Annotated in this window: 15 protein-coding genes and 5 pseudogenes; 7 read left to right on the top strand and 13 right to left on the bottom strand. The window is 70.2% G+C overall.

Annotated elements, in window-relative coordinates; all coding sequences use genetic code 11:
- Positions 1–98: pseudogene (locus tag LJ657_RS49405) on the top strand (IS5 family transposase); the annotation flags it as partial.
- 21 nt (positions 99–119) lie between these two features.
- Here the strand turns inward: LJ657_RS49405 and LJ657_RS35395 are convergent.
- From LJ657_RS35395 to LJ657_RS35370, 6 genes and pseudogenes are all read right to left on the bottom strand, one after another.
- On the bottom strand, positions 120–959 hold the full coding sequence (locus tag LJ657_RS35395; protein WP_232653005.1) for an SGNH/GDSL hydrolase family protein: 840 nt from the start codon (positions 957–959) through the stop codon (positions 120–122).
- 67 nt (positions 960–1,026) lie between these two features.
- On the bottom strand, positions 1,027–2,049 hold the full coding sequence (locus tag LJ657_RS35390) for a hemolysin family protein (RefSeq protein WP_232653004.1): 1,023 nt from the start codon (positions 2,047–2,049) through the stop codon (positions 1,027–1,029).
- Entirely contained in the window at positions 2,046–3,383 is a 1,338-nt protein-coding gene (locus LJ657_RS35385; protein WP_232653003.1) for a hemolysin family protein, read from the bottom strand. Before LJ657_RS35385 ends, LJ657_RS35390 begins: the two co-directional genes overlap by 4 nt.
- Positions 3,384–3,551: 168 nt before the next feature.
- Positions 3,552–3,789: pseudogene (locus LJ657_RS35380) on the bottom strand (N-acetyltransferase); the annotation flags it as partial.
- A 22-nt stretch (positions 3,790–3,811) separates the two neighbouring features.
- Positions 3,812–4,231 carry a GNAT family N-acetyltransferase gene (locus LJ657_RS35375; RefSeq protein WP_232653002.1) on the bottom strand — a complete coding sequence of 140 codons (420 nt, stop codon included), beginning with the start codon at positions 4,229–4,231 and terminating at the stop codon, positions 3,812–3,814.
- 126 nt (positions 4,232–4,357) lie between these two features.
- Positions 4,358–5,215 (bottom strand): hypothetical protein, encoded by an 858-nt coding sequence (locus LJ657_RS35370; RefSeq protein WP_232653001.1) that lies wholly within the window; start codon positions 5,213–5,215, stop codon positions 4,358–4,360.
- Positions 5,216–6,138: 923 nt separating this feature from the next.
- Between LJ657_RS35370 and LJ657_RS35365 the strand changes: the two genes are divergently transcribed.
- The 3 genes and pseudogenes from LJ657_RS35365 to LJ657_RS35355 all read left to right on the top strand — a co-directional run.
- Positions 6,139–7,200, top strand: a complete 1,062-nt coding sequence (locus tag LJ657_RS35365) for a PI-PLC domain-containing protein (RefSeq protein ID WP_232653000.1) — start codon at positions 6,139–6,141, stop codon at positions 7,198–7,200.
- A complete protein-coding gene (locus LJ657_RS35360) occupies positions 7,193–9,862 on the top strand; it encodes a lectin (protein WP_232652999.1) in 2,670 nt (889 codons plus the stop codon). The genes LJ657_RS35365 and LJ657_RS35360 overlap by 8 nt, the downstream gene beginning before the upstream one ends.
- 95 nt (positions 9,863–9,957) lie before the next feature.
- Positions 9,958–10,313: pseudogene (locus LJ657_RS35355) on the top strand (transposase); the annotation flags it as partial.
- Between the two features lie 85 nt (positions 10,314–10,398).
- Here LJ657_RS35355 and LJ657_RS35350 read toward each other — a convergent pair.
- Both LJ657_RS35350 and LJ657_RS35345 read right to left on the bottom strand, forming a co-directional pair.
- Entirely contained in the window at positions 10,399–12,030 is a 1,632-nt protein-coding gene (locus LJ657_RS35350; protein ID WP_232652998.1) for a glycoside hydrolase family 13 protein, read from the bottom strand.
- Positions 12,031–12,100: 70 nt separating this feature from the next.
- A pseudogene (locus LJ657_RS35345) lies at positions 12,101–12,376 on the bottom strand (ABC transporter permease subunit); the annotation flags it as partial.
- On the opposite strand from LJ657_RS35345, the pseudogene LJ657_RS35340 reads away from it, so the two are divergent.
- A pseudogene (locus LJ657_RS35340) lies at positions 12,374–13,420 on the top strand (glycoside hydrolase family 3 C-terminal domain-containing protein); the annotation flags it as partial. The pseudogenes LJ657_RS35345 and LJ657_RS35340 overlap by 3 nt on opposite strands.
- A gap of 505 nt (positions 13,421–13,925) precedes the next feature.
- On the opposite strand, the gene LJ657_RS35335 reads toward LJ657_RS35340, so the two are convergent.
- Genes LJ657_RS35335 through LJ657_RS35325 form a run of 3 tightly spaced genes read right to left on the bottom strand, consistent with a single transcriptional unit; the run spans position 13,926 to position 18,268 of the window.
- Positions 13,926–14,804 (bottom strand): LLM class F420-dependent oxidoreductase, encoded by an 879-nt coding sequence (locus tag LJ657_RS35335; protein WP_232652996.1) that lies wholly within the window; start codon positions 14,802–14,804, stop codon positions 13,926–13,928.
- Between the two features lie 46 nt (positions 14,805–14,850).
- Positions 14,851–17,418, bottom strand: coding sequence for an ABC transporter permease (locus LJ657_RS35330; RefSeq protein WP_232652995.1), 2,568 nt, complete (start codon positions 17,416–17,418; stop codon positions 14,851–14,853).
- Between the two features lie 4 nt (positions 17,419–17,422).
- A complete protein-coding gene (locus LJ657_RS35325; protein ID WP_232652994.1) occupies positions 17,423–18,268 on the bottom strand; it encodes an ABC transporter ATP-binding protein in 846 nt (281 codons plus the stop codon).
- Positions 18,269–18,467: 199 nt separating this feature from the next.
- Here LJ657_RS35325 and LJ657_RS35320 point away from each other — a divergent pair, with 199 nt between their 5' ends.
- Complete coding sequence (locus LJ657_RS35320) at positions 18,468–18,707, top strand: toxin-antitoxin system HicB family antitoxin (RefSeq protein ID WP_232652993.1); 240 nt, start codon at positions 18,468–18,470, stop codon at positions 18,705–18,707.
- 4 nt (positions 18,708–18,711) lie between these two features.
- On the top strand, positions 18,712–19,086 hold the full coding sequence (locus tag LJ657_RS35315; RefSeq protein WP_232652992.1) for a fic family toxin-antitoxin system, toxin component: 375 nt from the start codon (positions 18,712–18,714) through the stop codon (positions 19,084–19,086).
- 9 nt (positions 19,087–19,095) lie between these two features.
- Here LJ657_RS35315 and LJ657_RS35310 read toward each other — a convergent pair whose 3' ends face one another.
- Positions 19,096–19,791, bottom strand: a complete 696-nt coding sequence (locus LJ657_RS35310) for a class I SAM-dependent methyltransferase (RefSeq protein ID WP_232652991.1) — start codon at positions 19,789–19,791, stop codon at positions 19,096–19,098.
- A gap of 80 nt (positions 19,792–19,871) precedes the next feature.
- Positions 19,872–20,558 (bottom strand): esterase/lipase family protein, encoded by a 687-nt coding sequence (locus tag LJ657_RS35305; RefSeq protein WP_232652990.1) that lies wholly within the window; start codon positions 20,556–20,558, stop codon positions 19,872–19,874.
- Positions 20,559–20,581: the final 23 nt, after the last annotated feature.

The raw sequence follows: 20,581 nt of genomic DNA, 5'->3' as shown, positions 1-20,581 counted from the left end.
GTCTCAAGCGCCACCGGGCCGTCGCCACTCGTTACGACAAACTCGCCGTCCGCTTCGAAGCGACCGTGCTGGTCGCAGCCATTAACGAGTGGCTGTGACCAGCACTTTCGCAACAGGCCCTAGGGCCCCACCCGTCGCCAGTCCGTCACAGGGCCGGGGTCTGTGTGGTCCGCAGGGGTGACCCAGAAGGCTTTGCCCAGCTCAGCGCTGAAGTGGGCGCCTGTTCGGCCGTCCCCGGAGGAGCGGCCCGTCAGGCGGCGGCCGATCCACGGCAGCAGGTGCTGCCGGGCGAAGCGGACGTCCGCCACCCGACGGCTGGCCCACCCCGGGGGCGGCGTCATCGCCAGCGGTGTGCGCCACTCCGCGTCCTCGGGGTCGTAGCCAAGCGTCTGCCAGACGGCCTCGGCGACCCTGCGGTGCCCCTCCGCCGTCAGGTGCAGCCGGTCGACGTCCCACATCCGCGGGTCGGCGAGCGACGGAGCCCCGTACAGGTCGACGACCACCGCGCCGTGCCGTTCGGCGAGCTCGTCGACGGTGGCGAAGAGTTCCTCCATGCGGGGCCGGAAGCGCTCCAGGACCGGTCCCTGGCGGCCCGGGCTGCGCATCAGCACCAGTTGCTCGCAGGCCGGGGCCAGCCGCTCCACGGCCTCGGTGAGCAGGCCCCGTACCCTCCCCATGTCGCATTTGGGCCGCAGCGTGTCGTTGAGGCCGCCCACCAGCGTGATCACGTCGGGCCGCATGGCGGCCGCCACGTCGACCTGCTCGTCGACGATCTGCTTGATCAGTTTGCCGCGGACGGCGAGGTTGGCATACCGGAAGCCGGGCGTGACGGCCGCCATCCGGCCGGCGAGGAGGTCGGCCCAGCCCCGGTAGGAGCCGTCCGGAAGCAGGTCCGACATGCCCTCGGTGAAGGAGTCGCCGAGCGCGACCAGGCTGGTGTGTATGGGGTTCTTCTGCATGGCGGAAGAGATGGTATCCCGGATGCATACCCGTCGGTCGGTCGGCCCGGCTCTCCCGCCGGACGGTTCAGGCCCGCTGCCCGAACAGCTCCTGCAGCACGTCCTCCATGGTCACCAGCCCGGCCAGCCGGCCGTCGCCGCCGAGCACCGCCGCCAGGTGGGTACGGCTGCCCCTCATCGCCGTGAGCACGTCGTCCAGCGGTGTGCCCTCCCGTACCCGCGCGATGGGCCGCATGTCCCGGACGCGGAACGGCACGTTCCGGCCGGGGGCGTCCAGCGCGTCCTTGACGTGCAGATAGCCGACGATGCGGCGACCCTCGTCCACCACCGGGAAGCGGGAGAAGCCCGACTGGGCCGACAGCCGCTCCAGCTCCTCCGGCGTGACGCCCACGCGCGCGTGGACGACGCCTTCCAGCGGGAGCACCACGTCGCGCACGGGACGACGGCCCAGTTCCAGAGCGTCGTGCAGCCGCTCCAGCGCGCGGTCGTCGATCAGTCCCGCCTCGCCCGAGTCCCGCACGATCCGGGCGAGCTCGGCGTCCGAGAAGGTGGCCGCGACCTCGCCCTTGGTCTCCACGCGCAGCAGCTTCAGAAGGGTGTTCGCGAAGGCGTTGATCGCGAAGATCACCGGGCGCAGCGCCCGCGCCAGGGCGACCAGCGGCGGCCCGAGCAGCAGCGCGCTGCGCACCGGCTCCGCGAGCGCGATGTTCTTCGGCACCATCTCGCCGAGCAGCATGTGCAGATACGTCGCCAAGGTCAGGGCGATCACGAAGGACACCGCATGGCCCGCGGACTCCGGGACGCCCACGGCGTGGAACACCGGCTCCAGCAGATGGGCGATGGCCGGCTCCGCGACCACGCCCAGGACCAGGGTGCACAGGGTGATGCCGAGCTGCGCGGCCGCCATCAGCGCGGACACGTGCTCCAGGCCCCACAGCACGCTCTTCGCCCGCCGGTCGCCCTCCGCGTCTCCCTCCACATACTGCTCGATCTGTGAACGCCGTACGGAGATCAGCGCGAACTCGGCGCCGACGAAGAAGGCGTTGACGACGAGGGTCGCCAGGCCGATCAGCAGCTGTACGGCGGTCACTTCGTGCCCTCCCGGTCCGTCGTCCCGTCCTCGGACGGCGCGTGCATCAGCACCCGCGCGGCCCTGCGCCCAGCGGCGTCCACCACGTCGAGCCGCCAGCCGCCGACCTCGACGGAGTCGCCCACGGCCGGGATGTGGCCGAGTTCCGCCGCGACGAGGCCGGCCAGCGTCTCGTACGGCCCCTCCGGCGCCCTGAGCCCGACGCGCACGAGCTGGTCCACCCGGGCCGAGCCGTCGGCCGAGTACAGCGTGCGGCCCGCGTCGTCGCTGCCCGCCGGGGCCAGGTCGGGCGTCTCGTGCGGGTCGTGCTCGTCCCGTACCTCGCCGACGACCTCCTCGACGATGTCCTCCAGCGTAGCCACGCCTGCCGTGCCGCCGTACTCGTCGATGACGACGGCCATGGTGCGTTTGCCGGACAGCCGGTCGAGCAGCCGGTCGACGGTCAGCGTCTCGGGGACGAGGAGCGGTTCACGCATCAGTTCGGAGACGTGGGTGTGTCGGCGCCGGTCGGCCGGTATCGCGAGGACGTCCTTGATGTGCGCGGTGCCCACGACCGAGTCGAGGCTGCCGCGGTAGACCGGGAAGCGGGAGAGCCCGGTCGCCCGGGTCGCGTTCGCCACGTCCTCGCAGGTCGCCTGGACTTCGAGGGCGATGACCTGGACGCGGGGCGTCATCACGTTCTCCGCGGTCAGGTCGGCGAGGTTCAGGGTCCGCACGAACAGCTCCGCGGTGTCCGCCTCCAGGGCGCCCTCCTTGGCGGAGTGCCGGGCCAGCGCGGCCAGCTCCTTGGGGCCGCGCGCCGAGGCCAGCTCCTCGGTGGGCTCCAGACCGAAACGGCGTACCGCGTGGTTCGCCGTGTTGTTGAGGTGGCTGATGAAAGGACGGAAGGCCGAGCTGAACAGGCGCTGCGCGTTGCCCACCCGCTTGGCCACGGCCAGCGGTGAGGAGATCGCCCAGTTCTTGGGCACCAGCTCGCCGACGACCATCAGGAACACGGTCGACAGGGCGGTACCGAGTACCAGGGCGAGTGAGCTCGCCGTGGAGTCCGGGATGCCGAGCGCCTCCAGCGGGCCCGCGATCAGCTTGGCGATCGACGGTTCGGAGAGCATGCCGACGACCAGGTTGGTGACGGTGATGCCGAGTTGCGCGCCGGAGAGCTGGAACGTCAGGCTCCGTACGGCCTTGAGGGCGCCGGCCGCACCCCGCTCGCCGCGCTCCACGGCCCGCTCGAGGTCGGCCCGCTCGACGGTGGTCAGCGAGAACTCGGCCGCGACGAAGGCGCCGCAGGCGAGCGACAGCAGGATCGCCACCAGCAGGAGGAGCACTTCGGTCATCGGGTCACCTCCGTCCCATCGTCGGACAGGGGCGGGAGGAACGCGCGATGTCGTGTGCTGCGCGCACTACTGGGAGGCTCGCCCATGGGCGGACGCTCACACCTTTCATCGGAGGGCCGGAAGGGACCCGGATACTGTCCTCCAATAGTAAAGGACCGGCAAAGGTGGTCAGGGTGTGAGGTGCTTCGCCCAGCGCCGCCGGTGCTCCTCAGGCGTGTACCCGGCCGGCCGCCAGGCATGCTGCCCGGTCTCGTTGCGCACGAGCACCACCGTGTCCCCGCGCCGTCCCCCGAGCCGCACGAACCGTTCCTCGGCCGCGGCCGGCAGGGCCGAGCCGATGCCCTGGCGGCGGCGGTCCGGGCCCACCGGCAGCCTGCCGGTACAGATGGCAGCGCCAGCCGTCGAATGCTTGCTGCTCACAAGATCGCCTACAGCGGCTTGACCCAGCGTCGCCAGTGGTCCTCGCGATGGTAGCCAGCCGCGGCCCAGGTGTGGTGGGCCTGCTCGTTGGCTTCCAGGACCATGGCATCGACGCGTCGTCCGCCCAGGGTGGCGAAGCGTTGTTCAGCTGCTTCCAGCAGGGCGGTGGCGATGCCTTGCCGACGGTGGTCCGGGTGTACGGCGAGTCGGTAGGCGGAGCATCGCCATCCGTCGAAGCCGGCTATGACGGTTCCGGTGAGGACGCTGTCGCGCTCTGCGAGGAGCAGGGCTTCGGGGTCTCGTGTGATGAGTCGGGCCACTCCGTCCTGATCGTCACTGATGCTCGTTCCTTCCGCGGCGTCGCGCCAGAACTGCAGCACGGTATCGATGTCCGAGAGGGTGGCGCAGCGGATGTGAAGATCGCTCATGGGGTGAGCCAAGCAGAGCGCCGGCCTGTCTGGCGAACGGGTTTCCGTGCCGGGGAACCGAGAGAGGGACGGAGTTGCTTCCGGGGTCGTACAAGCCACGAGCCGTCCCGACGAGCACAAATAAGGTCACCTCGACCTGAGTTCGTGGCAGAGGCTGCGCAGCCAGGGCTCGGCGAAGGCGGGCTCCGGGCGGAAGGTCCGAACGAGACGCCGCCGCACCGTTCGTGTCCGCCCCGCCTCGACCAGAGCGAGGGCGGTGGCGAGGGCGCGCGTGGGACCGTCCCCTCGGACGGGCACGCTCACCGAGTCGTCGTGCCAGCGCTGGGGCGGGAAGGAGGGTGCGGTCTTCGGCTCGTGGTCTCCCAGCAGGTGCCACACACTCTGGTCGAGGGAGACGTTCTGTACCGCCCTCGTCGGCAGATCCGTGGTCCAAGGGTGGTGCTGCCGCCAGCGCCAGGTCTTGGGGCTCGTCCTGGTGCGCGCGGTGATGCCCAGATAGCGAAGCCTTCTCCGAATGACCGGCCAGGGCTCCCTGGACTCCTCGACCCAGTCGCGTAGGACCGTGTGCAGGGTGGTGAATGTACGTCCGGCCCAGACCAGGTCGACCAGGGCCAGTGGGCGCCGCCGTCGCGCCAGGTCGCACGGGGCCATCCCCGCAGCCGCGAGGTGCTCGCGCATCCGGCCCACGTCACGCCGCGACAGCTCCGCTGTGCCACCGGCGCACGACAGCGGCAGGCGACCGAGCCGCCCGGACCAGGAGGTCTCCGCGAGCGCACCACCGAGCAGGTCGAAGACACTGTCCGCCGACCGTCCGACAAACCGCAGGTCCGCCCCACCGGAGCGGGCGACGACCTTCGCCGCACACACCGTCAGCTCGTCCAGGTACCAGAGGTCCGGCTGTTCAACGCCATCCAGCAGTGTGCCGAGCTGGTCAGGGCGCAGCAGGTCCCAGCGGTGCGGCTGGGGCGGATTGCTTGTGGACATGCCTACCAGTTCAGCATCGGCAGGCCGCTGGTCACACCCGGTTTTCCCAAGCCCGCTGTTGCCTTCGCGTGGGTGCGCGGCGAGCCTGTCGCCACTGCTTGCCGTCGCGTCGTCGGACAGGTCCGAAGCCACCAGGAAGCCCGGTCCCGGCCTGCACCGGGACCGAGCTCATGGGCCGTCTGGCCGTTACGGACGAGGTTGTCAGCAGGCGCAGGGTCCCAGCCCGGCCCGGTGCGCACGTATGCCATGTCCGCCACCCAGAGCTGGTCGGGCCTGCTCGCGCCCGGAGCGGCCGGGATCCCGGTGGTGTTCTTCACCGTGACGTAGCTGTCGTTCCCCGCGCTGCGCCAGGAACCCGAACTGAATCGAGGGACACCTTCACCGGTTTGCCCCTGCGGGCGTAGAGCGTCACCGATGTTCTGCCCGACACGTTCACGACCCGTGCGCCGATGGTGTCGGTGCCCAGGCCGGTGGCGGCGCTCTCGTACTGTCGGTCATCGCGAGGCAGCGCCCCGACGGCAGGCTGATCCGCTTGCCGGACGTGACGCTGTACTTCTCGCCGGAAGGTATGGCGAGGACGGTGACCGTCGTCGCGACCTTGGCGCCGTCCCGGCCCGGCGTGCTGACGGTCAGTGAGCCGACGCCGCTCGGGCGGACGCGCGGGAACGAACAGCGGCGCCGGCGCGGCCACGCCGACGAAAGCGAGCGACATCCGGACGCGCGCTCATCAACCTTCACTCCGGACCTCCGAAACCGGCCAATCGCAAGCCCTTTCAACCGCCGCCCGTCCTTTCAACTGCCGCTTCAGTGCGTGGGGTTCAGGGTGACGACGGCAACTTGTTACCCGGGCGTAGCGGATGTCCATCCGTCACCTCTAAGCTCTGCACGTCCACCGAGCACCATGAGAGGGATCTGACATGCTCATGATCCGCCGAAGGATCCAGGCTGCACTTCTGACGGCTTCGGCCGTGCTGCTCGGTGCGGTGGCGATGCCCGCCGCGCACGCCGGCGACGTCGGCGGGCAGACGCTGGCCGGGGTCTCCGGCACGGGCATCCACAACACGTACAACGACAAGTCCCCTTACACCTACCTGGCCGACGCCCTGGACACCGGCACCTCCCTGGTCGAACTCGACACCTGGCACAACGTGTTCAACGGCAAGTGGGACGTGAGCCACAGCAACCCCCTGGGCAGTGACAACAACTGCGTGCAGGCGAGCACGGCCGCCGACCTCCACACCGGCGACCGCAACCAGAACCTCGACAGCTGCCTCGACGACATCCGGATCTGGCTCCAGGCTCACCCCACGAGCCACCCGGTCATGGTCAAGATCGAGATGAAGAACGGGTTCTACAGCACCCTCGGCATGACGCCGACCACCTTCGACAGCTACGTCAAGACGCACCTCGGCAGCGTCCTCTACACGCCCGCCGACCTGCTCACCAAGAGCGACGGCTCGCAGTACGCGGATCTCGACACCGCAGCGAAGGCGAACAACTGGGCGGGCTACGGCTCGCTCGCCGGCCGGGCGATCGTGGAGATCATCCCCGGCACCTTCGAGCAGGCCGTCAGCCCCGCCTCCTCGTGGTCGGACGTGGTCTACGCCCAGCACCTCAAGGACCTGGCAGCCGCGGGGAACATCAGTCAGGCGGCGGTCTTCCCGAGCGTCCTCGGCGCCCAGGCCGTCGACCCGCGCACCCGCTACAGCGACACCACGCTGCGCCCCTGGTTCGTGGTGTTCGACGCGGACGCGGGCGCCTGGGTCGGCGACGGCAACACCGAGTGGTACCACACCAACCACTACCTGACGGTCGTCACCGACGCCTACGACGTCTCGCCCGCGCTGAGCTCCTCCGCGCCGTCACTGGCCGACGCCGAGGCCCGGGTCGCCCTGCTCGCCGCCGACGGGGCCTCGTACATCTCCTCGGACTGGATCACCGCCCCGGCCGACGGCGTCCTCAGCGACGTACTGCTCCGTGGCTGACGCCCGGCGCCCGCGCGCGCTCCTGCGAATCCTCACCACGGGTGCCGCGGCCCTCGCGCTCGCCGTGTCGGGCCAACTGGCCGGCGCGGCGGGGGCCGTGGCCGCGACCGATCCCGTGTCGCTGGTCAACCCGTACATCGGCACCGGCGGCAACGGTGACTTCAGTGCCGGGAACACCTTCCCGGGCGCCGACGTGCCGCACGGCATGCTTCAGTGGTCGCCCGACACCTCGTCACGCCCCAAGGGCGGCGGATACAACTACTCCGACTCGGCCGTCTCGGGCTTCAGTCTCACCCATGTCTCGGGCGTCGGCTGCGACGCGGCCGGGGACCTGCCGATCCTGCCCGTGGTCGGTTCGCTCGGCTCGGACCCCGCCTCGACGACCGAGTCCTTCGCGCACTCCGACGAGACGGCCTCGCCCGGCTCCTACTCCGTCAGCCTGGGCAACAGCACCAGCGTCGCGCTGACCACCGGCACGCATGCCGGCATCGGCCAGTTCACCTTCCCGTCCTCCACCCAGGCGAGCCTGCTCCTCAAGGTGCAGGACACACAGACGCCGTACGCCTCTTCGACGCTCGGCCTGTCCGGCGGCGACACCGTGACCGGGTCGATCACCAGCACCGGCTTCTGCGAGGACACCACCCCGATCACACTCCACTACGCGATCACCTTCGACCACCCCTTCACCGCCACCGGCACCTTCACCGGCGGCGAGTACCTGACGTTCGACACCACGAGCAGCAGGACGGTGGAGGCCCGGGTCGGCATCTCCTACACCTCGGTGGCGGAGGCCGCGGCCAACCGGGACGCCGAGGTGACCGGGAAGACCTTCGCGGCCGTCAAGTCGGCGGCGTCTTCGGCGTGGAGCGCCGAGCTGTCGAAGATCGCCGTCACCGGCGGCACCCCGGACCAGCAGGACGTCTTCTACACCGCGCTCTACCACGCCTCGCTGTTCCCCGCCGTCATCAGCGACGCGGACGGCTCCTACCGGGGCTTCGACGGCGCGGTGCACAAGGTGGGCACCGGTCACTCGGCGAAGTACGCCGACTTCTCCACCTGGGACACCTACCGCTCACAGGCCCAACTCACCGCGCTGCTGGACCCGTCGGCCGCGTCCGACATGGCACAGTCGGTCGTCGACGACTACCAGCAGGGCGGCACGCTCACCAAGTGGGGTATGGAGACCGCCGAGACGCACATCATGGTGGGCGACTCCGCCGTACCGCTGCTCGCCGGCTACCACGCCTTCGGCGCGCGGAACTTCGACACGGCGACGGCCCTGTCCGCCATGGTCAGGGAACAGACGACCGACACGGACGTCACCCCCGGCGTGACCTACCTGGACTCCTTCGGCTACCTGCCCACCAACTCGCCCTACGGCTGCTGCCACGAGTACGCCACGACATCCACCCAACTCGAATACGACACCGACGACTTCGCGCTCTCGGCGTTCGCGGGCGCGCTCGGTGACACCGCCACACAGAAGAAGTTCCAGGACCGGGCCCAGGACTGGGAGAACATCTACAACTCGTCCTCCGGCTACCTCCAGCCCCGGCACTCCAACGGCCGCTGGATGGACGGCTTCAACGCCAAGCTGATCACCGGCACCTCGTCCAACGACTTCGCCGAGGGCGACGCCTTCACCTACACGCCGATGATCCCCTTCAACCTCGCCAGGCTGGCGTCCCTGGAAGGCGGCAACGCGTCGATGGCGTCGTACCTGGACAGCGTGCTCAGCGGCTACCAGGGCCTGGGCAGTGTCATCGGCACCCAGTCCAACATGGGCAACGAGCCCAGTATCGGTCTGCCCTGGGAGTACGACTGGGTCGGGAAGCCGTACAAGACGCAGTCCACCGTGCGGGCGGTCCAGGACCAGCTGTGGACCAACACGGCGGGCGGGCTGCCCGGCAACGACGACCTCGGCGAGATGAGCGCCTGGTACGTGTGGTCCGCCCTCGGCCTCTACCCGGAGATCCCGGGCACCGCCGACCTGGCCATCGGCAGCCCGCTGTTCACCTCGGCTGTCGTCACGGCCGGCGGACACACTCTCACCGTCAACGCCCCTGCGGCGGCGGACGGTTCGCCCTACGTCCAGTCGCTGAGTCTCAACGGTGGCTCCTGGAACAAGGCGTACGTACCTGCGTCGTACCTGAGCGGCTCCGCAGAGCTGGACTTCACCCTCTCCAAGTCCGCCAACACCTCCTGGGCCGCGGCCGGTTCCGCTGCTCCGCCGTCCTACGACGGCACCCCGGGCACCGGAGTGGCGCAGCCCAGCGGCGCGCTCACCGAGACCACCACCGGCAAGTGTGTCGACGACGCCGGCTCCGGCACCTCGAACGGCACCGCCATTCAGATCTACACCTGCAACGGCACCACCGCGCAGACCTGGAAGGTCGCCCCGGACGGCACCCTCCAGGTGCTCGACGACTGCATGGACGTGGCGGGCGGCGCGACCACCTCCGGCACGAAGGTCCAACTGCACACCTGCAACGGCACCCAGGCCGAGCAGTGGCGGGCGAACTCGTCCGGCGAGATCCTCAACCCGGCCTCCGGCCTCTGTCTCACCGACGCGAGCAACGGTGCCGCCGACAAGACCCAGCTGACCATCGCCACCTGCACGGGTGGTGCCGGTCAGCGCTGGACGGTTCCGTCGTCCGCGTGACGCGTGTTGAAGAAGTGCCAGAAAACACCCGGCGTGTGGTGTCAGCGGTTCCGGCGTTGTGCTGCGATGGCCGACGCCGGAACCGCTGCCGCTTCGGGCCCACCCTCGCTCTGCGCCAGCGCAAGCGGTTCCGCGAAGACGCCATGCTGTTCGTGGACGGCACCGTGGTTCCCACCCGCGACCACGGCATCGCCGAGCGTTCGAAGAACTACCGGTACTCCACCAACCACCAGGTCGTTATTGACACCGGCCCCCGGCTAGTCGTCGCCGTCGGCCGGCCCCTGCCAGGGAACCGCACGACTGCAAGGCACGGGAGCTGTCCGGCGCGGAGGCCGCCGTTTGCAGGACAACCGTGATCGCTGACGGCGGTTACCGCGGTGCCGGCCTGGTCATCCCGCACCGCCGTGAACGGGATCAGGCCGGACTAGGCAAGGACTGGTCGAGAGTGCACGCGCAGATGCGGCCTGTTGGCTTTACAGGGATGGACCAGGGCCTGTCCGGTCGGCGGGGAGGAGACCGGACGGGCCCTGGTGGATTCAGGCGGTGCGCAGCCAGACCGTGGTGTCCGGGGGCAGCAGCCCGTCCTGGTCCAGGGGCCCGGAAGCGAGGAGCAGGTCGTGGGCTTCGGGGAGAGCCATGGGCCGGTGGGAGAGGTTGACGGCGCACAGCAGTCCGTGGCCGCGTTCGAAGAGGAGTGTGCCGTCGGGGCTGTCGAGCCAGCGGAAGTCCTCGCCGCTCAGGGCCGGGGCGGTGCGGCGCAGGCGCAGGGCGTCCCGGTAGAGGTGGAGCATGGAGGCGGGGTCGGCCTGGTTGGCTTCGGCGGTGTACGACTTCCAGTTCTCGGGCTGGGGGAGCCAGGGGGTGGAGCCGGGTGGGCCGAAGCCGAAGGGTGGGGTGTCGCCGCTCCAGGGCAGGGGGACGCGGCAGCCGTCGCGGCCGCGGGCCGTGTGGCCGGAGCGTTCCCAGGTGGGGTCCTGGAGGACGTCGTCGGGGAGGTCCTCGACTTCGGGGAGGCCGAGTTCCTCGCCCTGGTAGATGTAGGCGCCGCCGGGCAGGGCCAGCATGAGCAGGGCCGCGGCGCGGGCGCGGCGGGTGCCCAGGTCCAGGTCGCAGGGCTGGGTGTGGTCGCGCAGCGGGGCGGTCACACCGGTGTGGGCGCGGCCGTAGCGGGTGACGTGGCGGGTCTCGTCGTGGTTGGACAGGACCCAGGTGGCGGGGGCGCCGACGGCTGCGAGGTCGGTGATGCTGCGGTCGATGACCGTGCGCAACTCGTCGGCCTGCAGGGGGCATTTGAGGAAGTCGAAGTTGAAGGCCGTGTGGAGTTCGTCCGGGCGGAGGTAGCGTGCCAGGCGTCCGGGGCGGACGTGGGCCTCGGCGACGAAGACGCGGGGGTCGGGGTAGCTGTCGGCGATGGCGCGCCAGCCGCGGAAGATGTCGTGGACGCCGTCGCGGTCCCAGTGCGGGTGGTTCGGCCGGTCCTCGTGGGCGATGACGGAGAACTCCGGCAGGCCGAGGTCGGGGAGTGCGGGGTCCTTGGCCATGCCGTGGGCGACGTCGATGCGGAAGCCGTCGACGCCGAGGTCGAACCAGAAGCGCAGGATCGACTCGAACTCGGCGCGGACCTCGGGGTTGTCCCAGTTCAGATCGGGCTGCTCGGGGGCGAACAGGTGTAGGTACCACTGGCCGTCGGCGGTGCGGGTCCAGGTGGGTCCGCCGAAGGCCGCGTGCCAGTCGTTGGGGGGCTCGGATCCGTCTTCGCCCTTGCCGTCGCGGAAGACGTACCTGTCGCGCTCGGGCGAGCCGGGGCCGGCGGCGAGTGCCTCCTTGAACCAGGTGTGCTGGTCGGAGGTGTGGTTGGGGACGATGTCCAGGATGACGCGCAGGCCGAGTGCGTGGGCCTCGGCGATGGACTGCCGGGCCTGGTCGATGGTGCCGTAGGCCGGGTGGATGTCACGGTAGTCGGCGACGTCGTAGCCGCCGTCGGCCAGCGGGGAGGGGTACCAGGGGGTGATCCAGATCGCGTCGATGCCGAGGTCGGCCAGGTAGGGCAGGCGGGAGCGGAGGCCGGCGAGGTCCCCGGTGCCGTCGCCGTCAGCGTCGGCGAAGCTGCGTATGTAGACCTGGTAGATCACGGCGGAACGCCACCAGCTGTCGGGTGTTGTGCTCACGGTGTGCCGGGTTCCTGACTGTTCGTTGTGCAGGTGGGGGGTGTCGCCGGTGAGAGCCTCGTGGCTCGGGTCAGCCCTTGACGGCGCCGCTGGTCAGGCCGCGGACGAAGTACCGCTGCAGGAACAGGAAGACCGCGAGCGGGACGAGGACGGAGAACAGGCCGGCGGCCGTGACGAGTTCCCAGCCGGTGCCCTGCTGGTTCAGCAGGTTGCTGACGGCGATGGTGACCGGCTGCTTGTCGCCGGGGCCCACGAAGACCAGGGCGACCAGGAGGTCGTTCCACACCCAGAGGAACTGGAAGATCGCGAAGGAGGCCAGCGCGGGGGCCGACATCGGCAGGATCAGCCGGTGCTCGGCGACTGGGCGGGAGCCTCCGGTCAGGTCGACTGGATGCCCGACGGGCACCCCCGCGAACGGGTGGAGACCGTGCTCGACGGACTGCGCGCCGTAGTCCCCGCCGACTGGACGGTGACGCACACGCGCGGAGCCGACATCGAGGTCCTCGTCCCCGACCCCCGGGGCTTCTGGCCCGACGGCCTGCCGCGGCCGCCCATCTTCAGCCCCGCCCCGACCGATGAGGCACAACTCCGCCAGGCCGTCACCGACGCGGAGGCCGCCGACTACGCCGTGGTCGTCGTGGGCGACACCCTCGCCCTCACCGGTGAGGAGAAGTCGACGGCCACACTGGACCTCCAGGGTGGCCAGATCGCTCTGCTCGACGCGATCGCCGCCACCGGCACACCCATGATCGTCGTCCTGATCCAGTCCAAGCCCAGCACCCTCCCGGACTCCGCGCTCAACGCGGCAGCGCTCGTCGAGGCGTTCAACCCGGGCATGCGCGGCGGCCGCGCCATCGCCGAACTCCTTCTCGGACTCATCGAGCCCAGCGGACGCCTGCCGATCTCCTTCGCACGCCACGTCGGCCAGCAACCCGTCTACTACAACCAGGTACGCGGCCAGCACGGCACCCGATACGCCGACCTCACCCAGGACCCGCTGTTCGCCTTCGGCGAGGGCCTCAGCTACACCACCGTCACCTACTCCGCCCTCACCGTGCGCGACCAGGACGTTCCCGCCGACGGCACGATCCATGCGACAGTACGCCTCACGAACAACGGCAGCCGCCCCGCCCTGGAAACCGTCCAGGCCTACGTCAGCGACCTCACCACCAGTGTCACCTGGGCCGAGCAGGAGCTGAAGGCGTTCGTCCAGACCGAGATCCTCCCGGGCGAGAGCGTCGACGTCGGCATCGCCATCCCCGCCTCCCGCTGTTCCCTCGTCACTGCCGGCAACCAACGAGTCGTCGAACCCGGGGAGTTCGAACTACGCGTCGGGCCCAGCTCACGGCACCAGCACCAACTCACCGCGCGCTTCCGCCTCCAGGATTGAACGCCCACCCCTGGAATGCGCCGTCCTGGGGCGGGGCCCCTGTATCGATGATTGGCTGGGTCGGTTCGACGGGGTGACCGTTCCGGACACTCCCGCGCGCGCCTACCTCAGCACCAGCTTGATCTCCCCGGGCGGCATGCTGTGCTTCAGCTCACGTATGGCGACACTGTGAGCTGGGGATCTGCGCGGTGTCTCACGTCGTTTGCGGCCATGTGGTCTCATCGCCGGGGTCGAAGGGACTGTAAGACGTTCGGTGTAACTCCCGATCATGGAAGATGCATCGATGACCAGTGAGAACGCAGCAGGCCGAGGATGCCGGCCTGCCGCAGATCGGCCCGATCGATGTGCCAGGTTCGGTGGCGGGCGACCTCGCGGGTGGACCAAGTGACCGTGTCAGGCGACCAGCCGGTCGCGGTCGATGTCGCCCCGTTGGCCATGATGCCTGCTCACAACGTCACGCCCGCCCGTCCCGGACCCGGATCCAGCATCCGGACGGACCGGAGTGTCAGCGGCCGCCCAGCTCCGCGATGACCGGCGCGAAGGCCTCCATGTACGGCTCCAGGACCGTCAGATACGTAAAGCCGTACCGCTCGCGCTGGGCCAGCACCTGGGCGACGATCTGCTCCACGGTGCCGACCAGCAGGATCGGCAGCTCCAGTGCCCCCTCCACGGTCGCTCCCGGCACCCGCTCCACCAGCGGCCGGACCGCGGCGGCACGATCGTCGGTCACGGTCACCTGCTGGATGAGCAGGTTCAGTTCGGCCGGTTCCTTGCGGCCCTCGGCCAGTCGCCGATAGCGCGCCACGCTCTCCTGGAGTTCCCCGGCCCCGACCGGCAGCAGCTGCCCCGTACTGCTGCCCGGCACCAGGCGCGCACCGGTGAACGCCGCGATGTCCGCGTGCTCGGCGGTGAGCCTCAGCGTGCGGTCGCCGTTGCCGCCGATCAGCAGCGGCACCCGTTGCGAATGGGGGAGTTCGCCGGAGCCGAGCAGCCGGTCCAGCTCCTCGATCGTGCGCTCCAGACGGTCCACGCGCGCCCGTGGAGAGCCGAACGGCAGCCCCGCCCTGTCGTGTTCGGCCTGTACGTAGCCGGTGCCGAGCCCGAGTTCGAGGCGGCCGCCGGTCAGGGCGTCCGTCGTGGCCACCTCGCGGGCGAGCAGCGTGGGGTTCCAGAAACCCGCGTTGAGCACGGCCGTGCCCAGCCGTGGCCGTTCGGTGACCGCAGCCGCGGCGACCAGCGCCGGGAACGGCGCGACCATGCCGAGGTGGTCGGGAACCTGGATCACGTCGTAGCCGAACTCCTCGGCCCGGCGGCACCTGGCCTGCCACTCCCCAGCGGGAGCCGGGTCGAGCAGGTTGACACCGAAACGGAACGGACGCGGCATGAACTCTCCTCAGCAGTAAGCGACTTGAGCCTCTGCCGCGATTCCATCACTCGTGCGCGATGGCCGCCAGCACATTCATGCGGGATGCACGCAACGCGGGCAGCAGCGCCGCCACGATGCCCACCACCGCGGAGCCGATCACCACCGCGACGATCGTGGTCCAGGGGATCGCCAACGCCTTCATGCCCTGCAGGGCCAGCACCTGCTGGGTGCACACGCCCCAGACCAGGCCGAGCGCCAGCCCGAGGACCGCGCCGAACACCGCGATCACCACCGACTCCAGCCGGATCATCCGGCGCAGCTGACGCCGCGCGAGCCCGATGGCCCGCAGCAGGCCGATCTCCCGGGTCCGCTCCACCACCGACAGGGCGAGGGTGTTGACCACGCCCAGCACCGCGATGATGATCGCCAGCCCCAGCAGCGCGTACACGAGGTAGAGCAGCACGGCGATCTGGTCGTGCACCAGCTTCTTGTAGTCGGCCTGGTTGCGTACCTGGACCTGTGGATACGGCTTGAGCGTGTGCTCCAGGTCCTTGCGCAGCCGCTCGGCGCTCGTGCCGGAGGCCTTGTCGACGTACAGCGCGGAGTCCTGCCCGCCGGGTACGTACTTCTCGACCGTCGCGATCCCGAAGAACAGCCCGCCCTGCATGCCGAAGCCCTCGGCCTGGTCCTGGTCGGTGAGGGCGCCGACCTTCAGCTCGGTCCGCCTGCCGGCCGGGAACTCGACGGGGATCGTGCTGCCGATCCTCACGTCGTGCGTCCTCGCGAACTTGACGTCCATGCCCATGCTGCCGCCCGCGAGCGCCGCCGCCGTGTCCCCGGCCGCGTACGTCACGTGGGCGACGTCGTCGACCCGGTCGTCGTAGCCGGCGGCGGTGGTCTCGATGCGCCTGCCGTCCGGGAGGTGTACGGCCACCGGTGCGAACCGCTGTCGTACGACGAGGCCGACGCCCTGCGTGGAGCGCACCTTGTCGGTGACTTCCTTCGAGAACGGCACGAAGTTGGTGTTCTGGACGATGAAGTCGGCGCCGAGCGTCTTGTCGATCTGCTGGTCGAAGGACTTCGACATGGAGGCGCTGGCCACGGACATCCCGCCGACCAGGGCGAGACCCACCATCAGGGCGGCCGCGGTGGCGCCCGTGCGGCGGGGGTTGCGCAGGGCGTTGCGCTGGCTCATGCGGCCGATCGAGCCGAAGAGAGCCGGGAAGGCGCCGCCGAGGACCCGGATCACGGGCCGCACCAGGAGCGGCCCGGCGATGACGGTCGCGATCAGCGTCAGCAGCACGCCGAGGCCCAGCAGTGAGGCAGACGTGGCCGTCCTCGTCGCCGTGGCGCAGCCGACGAGGGCCGCCGCGCCGAGCACTCCCACGACCGAACCGACGATCGCCCGCACTCTCAGCGGCTTGCCGATGTCGGCGCTCTCCGCGTCCGCGAGCGCCGCCATCGGCGAGACGCCCGCCGCCCGCCGGGCCGGCAGATAGGCCGCCACGAACGTGACACCGAGGCCGACGACGTACGCCGCCACGGGGGTTCCCCATCCGACGACCATCTCCGTGGTCTTCAGGTTCATCCCGAACACGCTCATCAGCTTGATCAGCCCGGCCGCCAGTCCGATGCCCGCCGCCAGGCCCAGGGTCGAGCCGACGAGTCCGAGCATGACCGCCTCGGTGAGCACGGACCGCCGCACCTGCCGCCGGTCGGCGCCGAGAGCCCGGAGCAGGCCCAGCTCACGGGTGCGCTGGGCGATGAGCATGGAGAAGGTGTTGACGATCAGGAAGACACCGACCAGCACGGCGATCCCGGCGAAGCCGAGCATCACGTACTTGATGACGTCCAGGAATCCGCCGAGGTCCGAGGCGGCCGACTTGGCCTGCTCGTCGGCGGTCTTCACGTCGTAGGTGCCGGTGCCGACCACGGGGGCGATCCGGCTCTTCAGCTGGGCGTCGCTCACGCCTCTCGCCGCGTTCGCCTGGATGCTGGTGGCCTTGCCCGCCGAGCCGAGCAACTGGGTCGCCGCCGTCTTCGGGTCGAGGAAGACGAGGGCGGCACCCGGGTTGGTCGTGGTGAAGGTCGCGATGCCGACGATCCTGACCTTGAAGGTGCCCGGTTGGGCGAGCACGGTCAGGGTGTCGCCGATCCTGACGTGCTTCTTGTCGGCGGTGTCGGCGTCCAGGAGCGCCTCGCCGCCGCCCTGCGGCGCGTGGCCGGAGGTCAGCTTCACGGGGCTGCGGTCGGTGAGGTACCAGTCGGAGGCGATGGTGGGCGCCCCGGTGGTGGGGCCGACCGACTTGTTCCTGCTGTCGACGACGGTGATGTTCTGGACGCTCACGTCCGCGTGGGCCGAGGCCACCCCGGCGACCTTCGCCACCCGGGCCACGAGCGAGGCGGGCACGGTCTCGGCCGCCCCCGTGGGCACCTGGGACCTGAGGTCCTGCTTCGGCTCCACGGTCACGTCGGCGGAGGTGGAGTGGAAGAGCCGGTCGAAGGTGCGGGTGACCGTGTCGGAGAAGATCAGGCTGCCCGCGACGAACGCGACGGACAGGACGATCGCCAGCGCGGAGAGCAGCAGCCGCCCCTTGTGGGCGAGGAAGCTGCGGAGCGTCGCCTTGAGCACGGTGTCAGTCCTCCTCGGCGGGAGCGGCGCCCTCGTCGAACTGGTCGCGGACCACGTCGAAGCCGGGAGTCTGGGTGTTTCCCCCGGCAAAGAGGCGCATCCGTTCCAGAACCGCTTCCGCCGTCGGGTGCTCCATCTCGTCGACGATCTTGCCGTCCCCGAGGAAGACCACAAGGTCGGAGTGGGCGGCGGCGCCGGGGTCGTGGGTGACCATGACGACGGTCTGGCCGAGGCTGTCGACGGCCTCGCGCAGGAAGGCGAGCACCTCCAGCCCGGCCCGTGAGTCGAGGTTGCCGGTCGGCTCGTCCGCGAAGATCAGCTCGGGCCGGGAGGCCAGCGCCCGCGCGCACGCCACGCGCTGCTGCTGACCGCCGGACAGCTGGGACGGCCGGTGCTTGAGCCGGTCGCGCAGCCCGAGGGTGTCGATGACCTGGTCCAGCCACTTCTCGTCGGGCTTCTTGCCCGCGATGTCCATGGGCAGGGTGATGTTCTCGGCCGCGTTCAGCGTCGGGATGAGGTTGAACGACTGGAACATGAACCCGATCCGGTCCCGGCGCAGCCGGGTCAGCTCCCGATCCTTGAGCCCGGTGATCTCGGTGTCGCCGAGCCACACCTGGCCTGCCGACACCGAATCGAGCCCCGCCAGGCAGTGCATCAGCGTGGACTTCCCGGACCCCGACGGTCCCATCACCGCGGTGAAACGGCCGCGCGCGATGTCCACGTCCACCGAGTCCAGGGCCAGCACGGTCGTCTCGCCCGAGCCGTACGCCTTGGTCAGACCGCGGGCGCGGGCCGCGATCCCGTCGGCCGACGCATGGTCGCGGGCGTGCTCCGCAGCAGGTGTGGACAAGGCTGCCTCCTCGCTCACGTGGACGTACCGACTTCTTCGTCCCGGCCGAGCCTAGTGTGATCCCGCCCACACCGGATATCCGCCGAAGGTCGTGGGTGGTCTCCGCCGCAGGTCGGGTCCCTGATTCCGGTGTAAGGGACACGCTCCACCCGTAGGAGGAGCTCTTGTCGTGCTAGCGTTTCGGCGCTAGCTTCGACGTATGGCGAAGACCCAGCTGAACGTGAGAGTGGACGAGGGTACGGCCCGTGCCGCTCGCGAGCGCGCTCTGGCCCGCGGCATGAGCGTCAACCGCTACATCGAGGAACTCGTGAGACAGGACACCGGGGAGGTCGGCCAGACGTTCGTCGACGCCGCCGCCGACTTCATGAAGCAGTACGAGGCGGTCTTCGCCGAGGAGTTCGCCGGTGAGGACGAGAGCGCGCGCGAAGGTCGCCGCTGATCCCTTGAGCAACCTCAGCATCGATCTCGCCTGGCTCCTCATGCTCGCCGAACAGAAGACGCCCGGAGACCCCCAGGTCACCGACTGGGGCGCGCTCGTGGCGGCCGTCGCGCGCCACGAGGCCGAGATATTCGACGTCCCCGTCTACGACGACCCGCACGCGCGCGCGGCGGCCCTGCTCCAACTCCTCATCCACATCCCCGCGCTGGAGCGCTCGAACGCCCTCTTCGCCTCGGCCGTCGCGTACGCCTACCTCGTCGCCAGCGGCCTCAGGGTCACCACTTCGCCGGTGCAGGTGCGCGACCTGGCCCGCCTGGTCAAGAAGGGCAACGCCACGGTGTACGACATCGCGGCGGAGCTGCGCGGCTGGACCATGTGAGCAGGGCGTTCAGGTGTCCGTCCCGGCGGGCTCCGGCCGCCACGCCGTACCCAGCACGCAGTACGAGGTGGGCAGCCTCGGCCCCGTCTGAGGCATCAGCATCCGCCGGTAGGGGCCGAGCTCGAACCCGGCGTCGCGCAGCGCGGCGACCGGGTCGCGGGCCAGATGGCAGCCGCCGTTGAGGGGCGGCCACAGTGTGCGGTCCAGGGCGCGCTGGGTGAAGGTCATCGCCGGTCCGCCGCCCCGGCCGTGCTCGAAGAACCGCACCTCGCCGCCCGGCCGCAGCACCCGCCGGACCTCCGCGAGCGCGCGCGGCACGTCCCGCACGCTGCACAGCACCAGCGAGATCACCACCGCGTCGAACGCCTCGCTCTTGACGGGCAGCGCCTCGGCGGCGCCAGGAGCGACATCCACGGGCACCTCGCAGCGGCGGGCGGCGTCGAGGGCCAACTGCCGCAGCCGACGCTCCGGTTCGATCGCCACGACCTCCGAGACGGTCCTCGGATAGTGCGCGAAGTTCAGTCCGTTGCCCGCGCCGATCTCGATCACCCGGCCGGACAGTCCGGACAGGAGCCGGTCGCGGACGCCGCCCATGCCCATCCGGGTCTCGGCGGCCACGCTGATCCGGGCGTAGTAACGGGCGAACAGCGGATGGTGCACGGGATCCCGCGCCACCTTCGTGGCGCCCGGGGACCGTAGCGGCATGAGGACCTCCTCGGCAGGACGGGCCTACCTCGATTCTCCCCCGTACGGGCCCCGCGCACCCCCGCTGGTTCAGGCGCGGCTCATGCGATGAAGTTCCGCACCTGCTCGTACACGCCGTGGTCGTTGTTCATGTCGGTGTGCGAGATGCAGCCCGCGTCGACGTTGGTCGCGCCGGTCAGGAGCGCCGAGCTGTTCGGGACGACCGCGGCGTCGCAGTCCGACCAGTAGCTGGCGTAGGACACGGCGCCCGGTGTCTCGTCGCCCGAGTTCAGGGCGGTCAGGTACGAACTGCCGGTCTGCATCTCCTTGCAGGACGTGTACAGCCACGCGCACCACGAGGCGACGGACGTGCCGTGGTTCACCCCGGCGACCGAGACGAAGTCGTCGACGTACGACGTTCCGCCGAGGTTCTTCAGGTAGTACCGGGAGCTGAGCACCCCCATCGAGTGAGCGACGATGTCGACCTTGGACGCACCGGTCTTCGCCAGCACGCTCTTGACCTCGGTGGCCAGCTGCTGCGCCGTGGTGGCGTTGGACTGCCCCCAGTCGTAGGACCAGGCGTACAGCTCGGAGGACGAGTAGCCGTCAGCCTCGAAGTCCGCGATCCAGTCGTTCCAGCCGCTTGCGTCACCGCTCAGGCCGTGCACGAACACGATCGGGTCGTGGGTCGCCGCCCGAGCGGGGGCGGCGGCCAGGGAGAGGGACAGCAGGAGCGATGCGACCAGGGCCGGGAATGCCGTGGCGATACGACGCTTGTGGCGCTGCATGATGCCTCCTGACAAGGGTGGGG

The sequence above is a fragment of the Streptomyces guryensis genome, assembly GCF_021261325.1.
Lineage (GTDB): Bacteria > Actinomycetota > Actinomycetes > Streptomycetales > Streptomycetaceae > Streptomyces > Streptomyces guryensis.
Note: the sequence above shows the minus strand (reverse complement) of the source record. Positions and strands in the feature narration are given on the sequence as shown.

Coding starts and splice junctions, on each gene's coding strand:
- LJ657_RS35335 (WP_232652996.1), bottom strand. CDS start 14,804: ATGCCGCGTCCGTTCCGTTTCGGTGTCAACCTGCTCGACCCGGCTCCC.
- LJ657_RS35385 (WP_232653003.1), bottom strand. CDS start 3,383: ATGACCGAAGTGCTCCTCCTGCTGGTGGCGATCCTGCTGTCGCTCGCC.
- LJ657_RS35310 (WP_232652991.1), bottom strand. CDS start 19,791: ATGCCGCTACGGTCCCCGGGCGCCACGAAGGTGGCGCGGGATCCCGTG.
- LJ657_RS35370 (WP_232653001.1), bottom strand. CDS start 5,215: ATGTCCACAAGCAATCCGCCCCAGCCGCACCGCTGGGACCTGCTGCGC.
- LJ657_RS35305 (WP_232652990.1), bottom strand. CDS start 20,558: ATGCAGCGCCACAAGCGTCGTATCGCCACGGCATTCCCGGCCCTGGTC.
- LJ657_RS35365 (WP_232653000.1), top strand. CDS start 6,139: ATGATCCGCCGAAGGATCCAGGCTGCACTTCTGACGGCTTCGGCCGTG.
- LJ657_RS35375 (WP_232653002.1), bottom strand. CDS start 4,231: ATGAGCGATCTTCACATCCGCTGCGCCACCCTCTCGGACATCGATACC.
- LJ657_RS35320 (WP_232652993.1), top strand. CDS start 18,468: ATGGCGAAGACCCAGCTGAACGTGAGAGTGGACGAGGGTACGGCCCGT.
- LJ657_RS35395 (WP_232653005.1), bottom strand. CDS start 959: ATGCAGAAGAACCCCATACACACCAGCCTGGTCGCGCTCGGCGACTCC.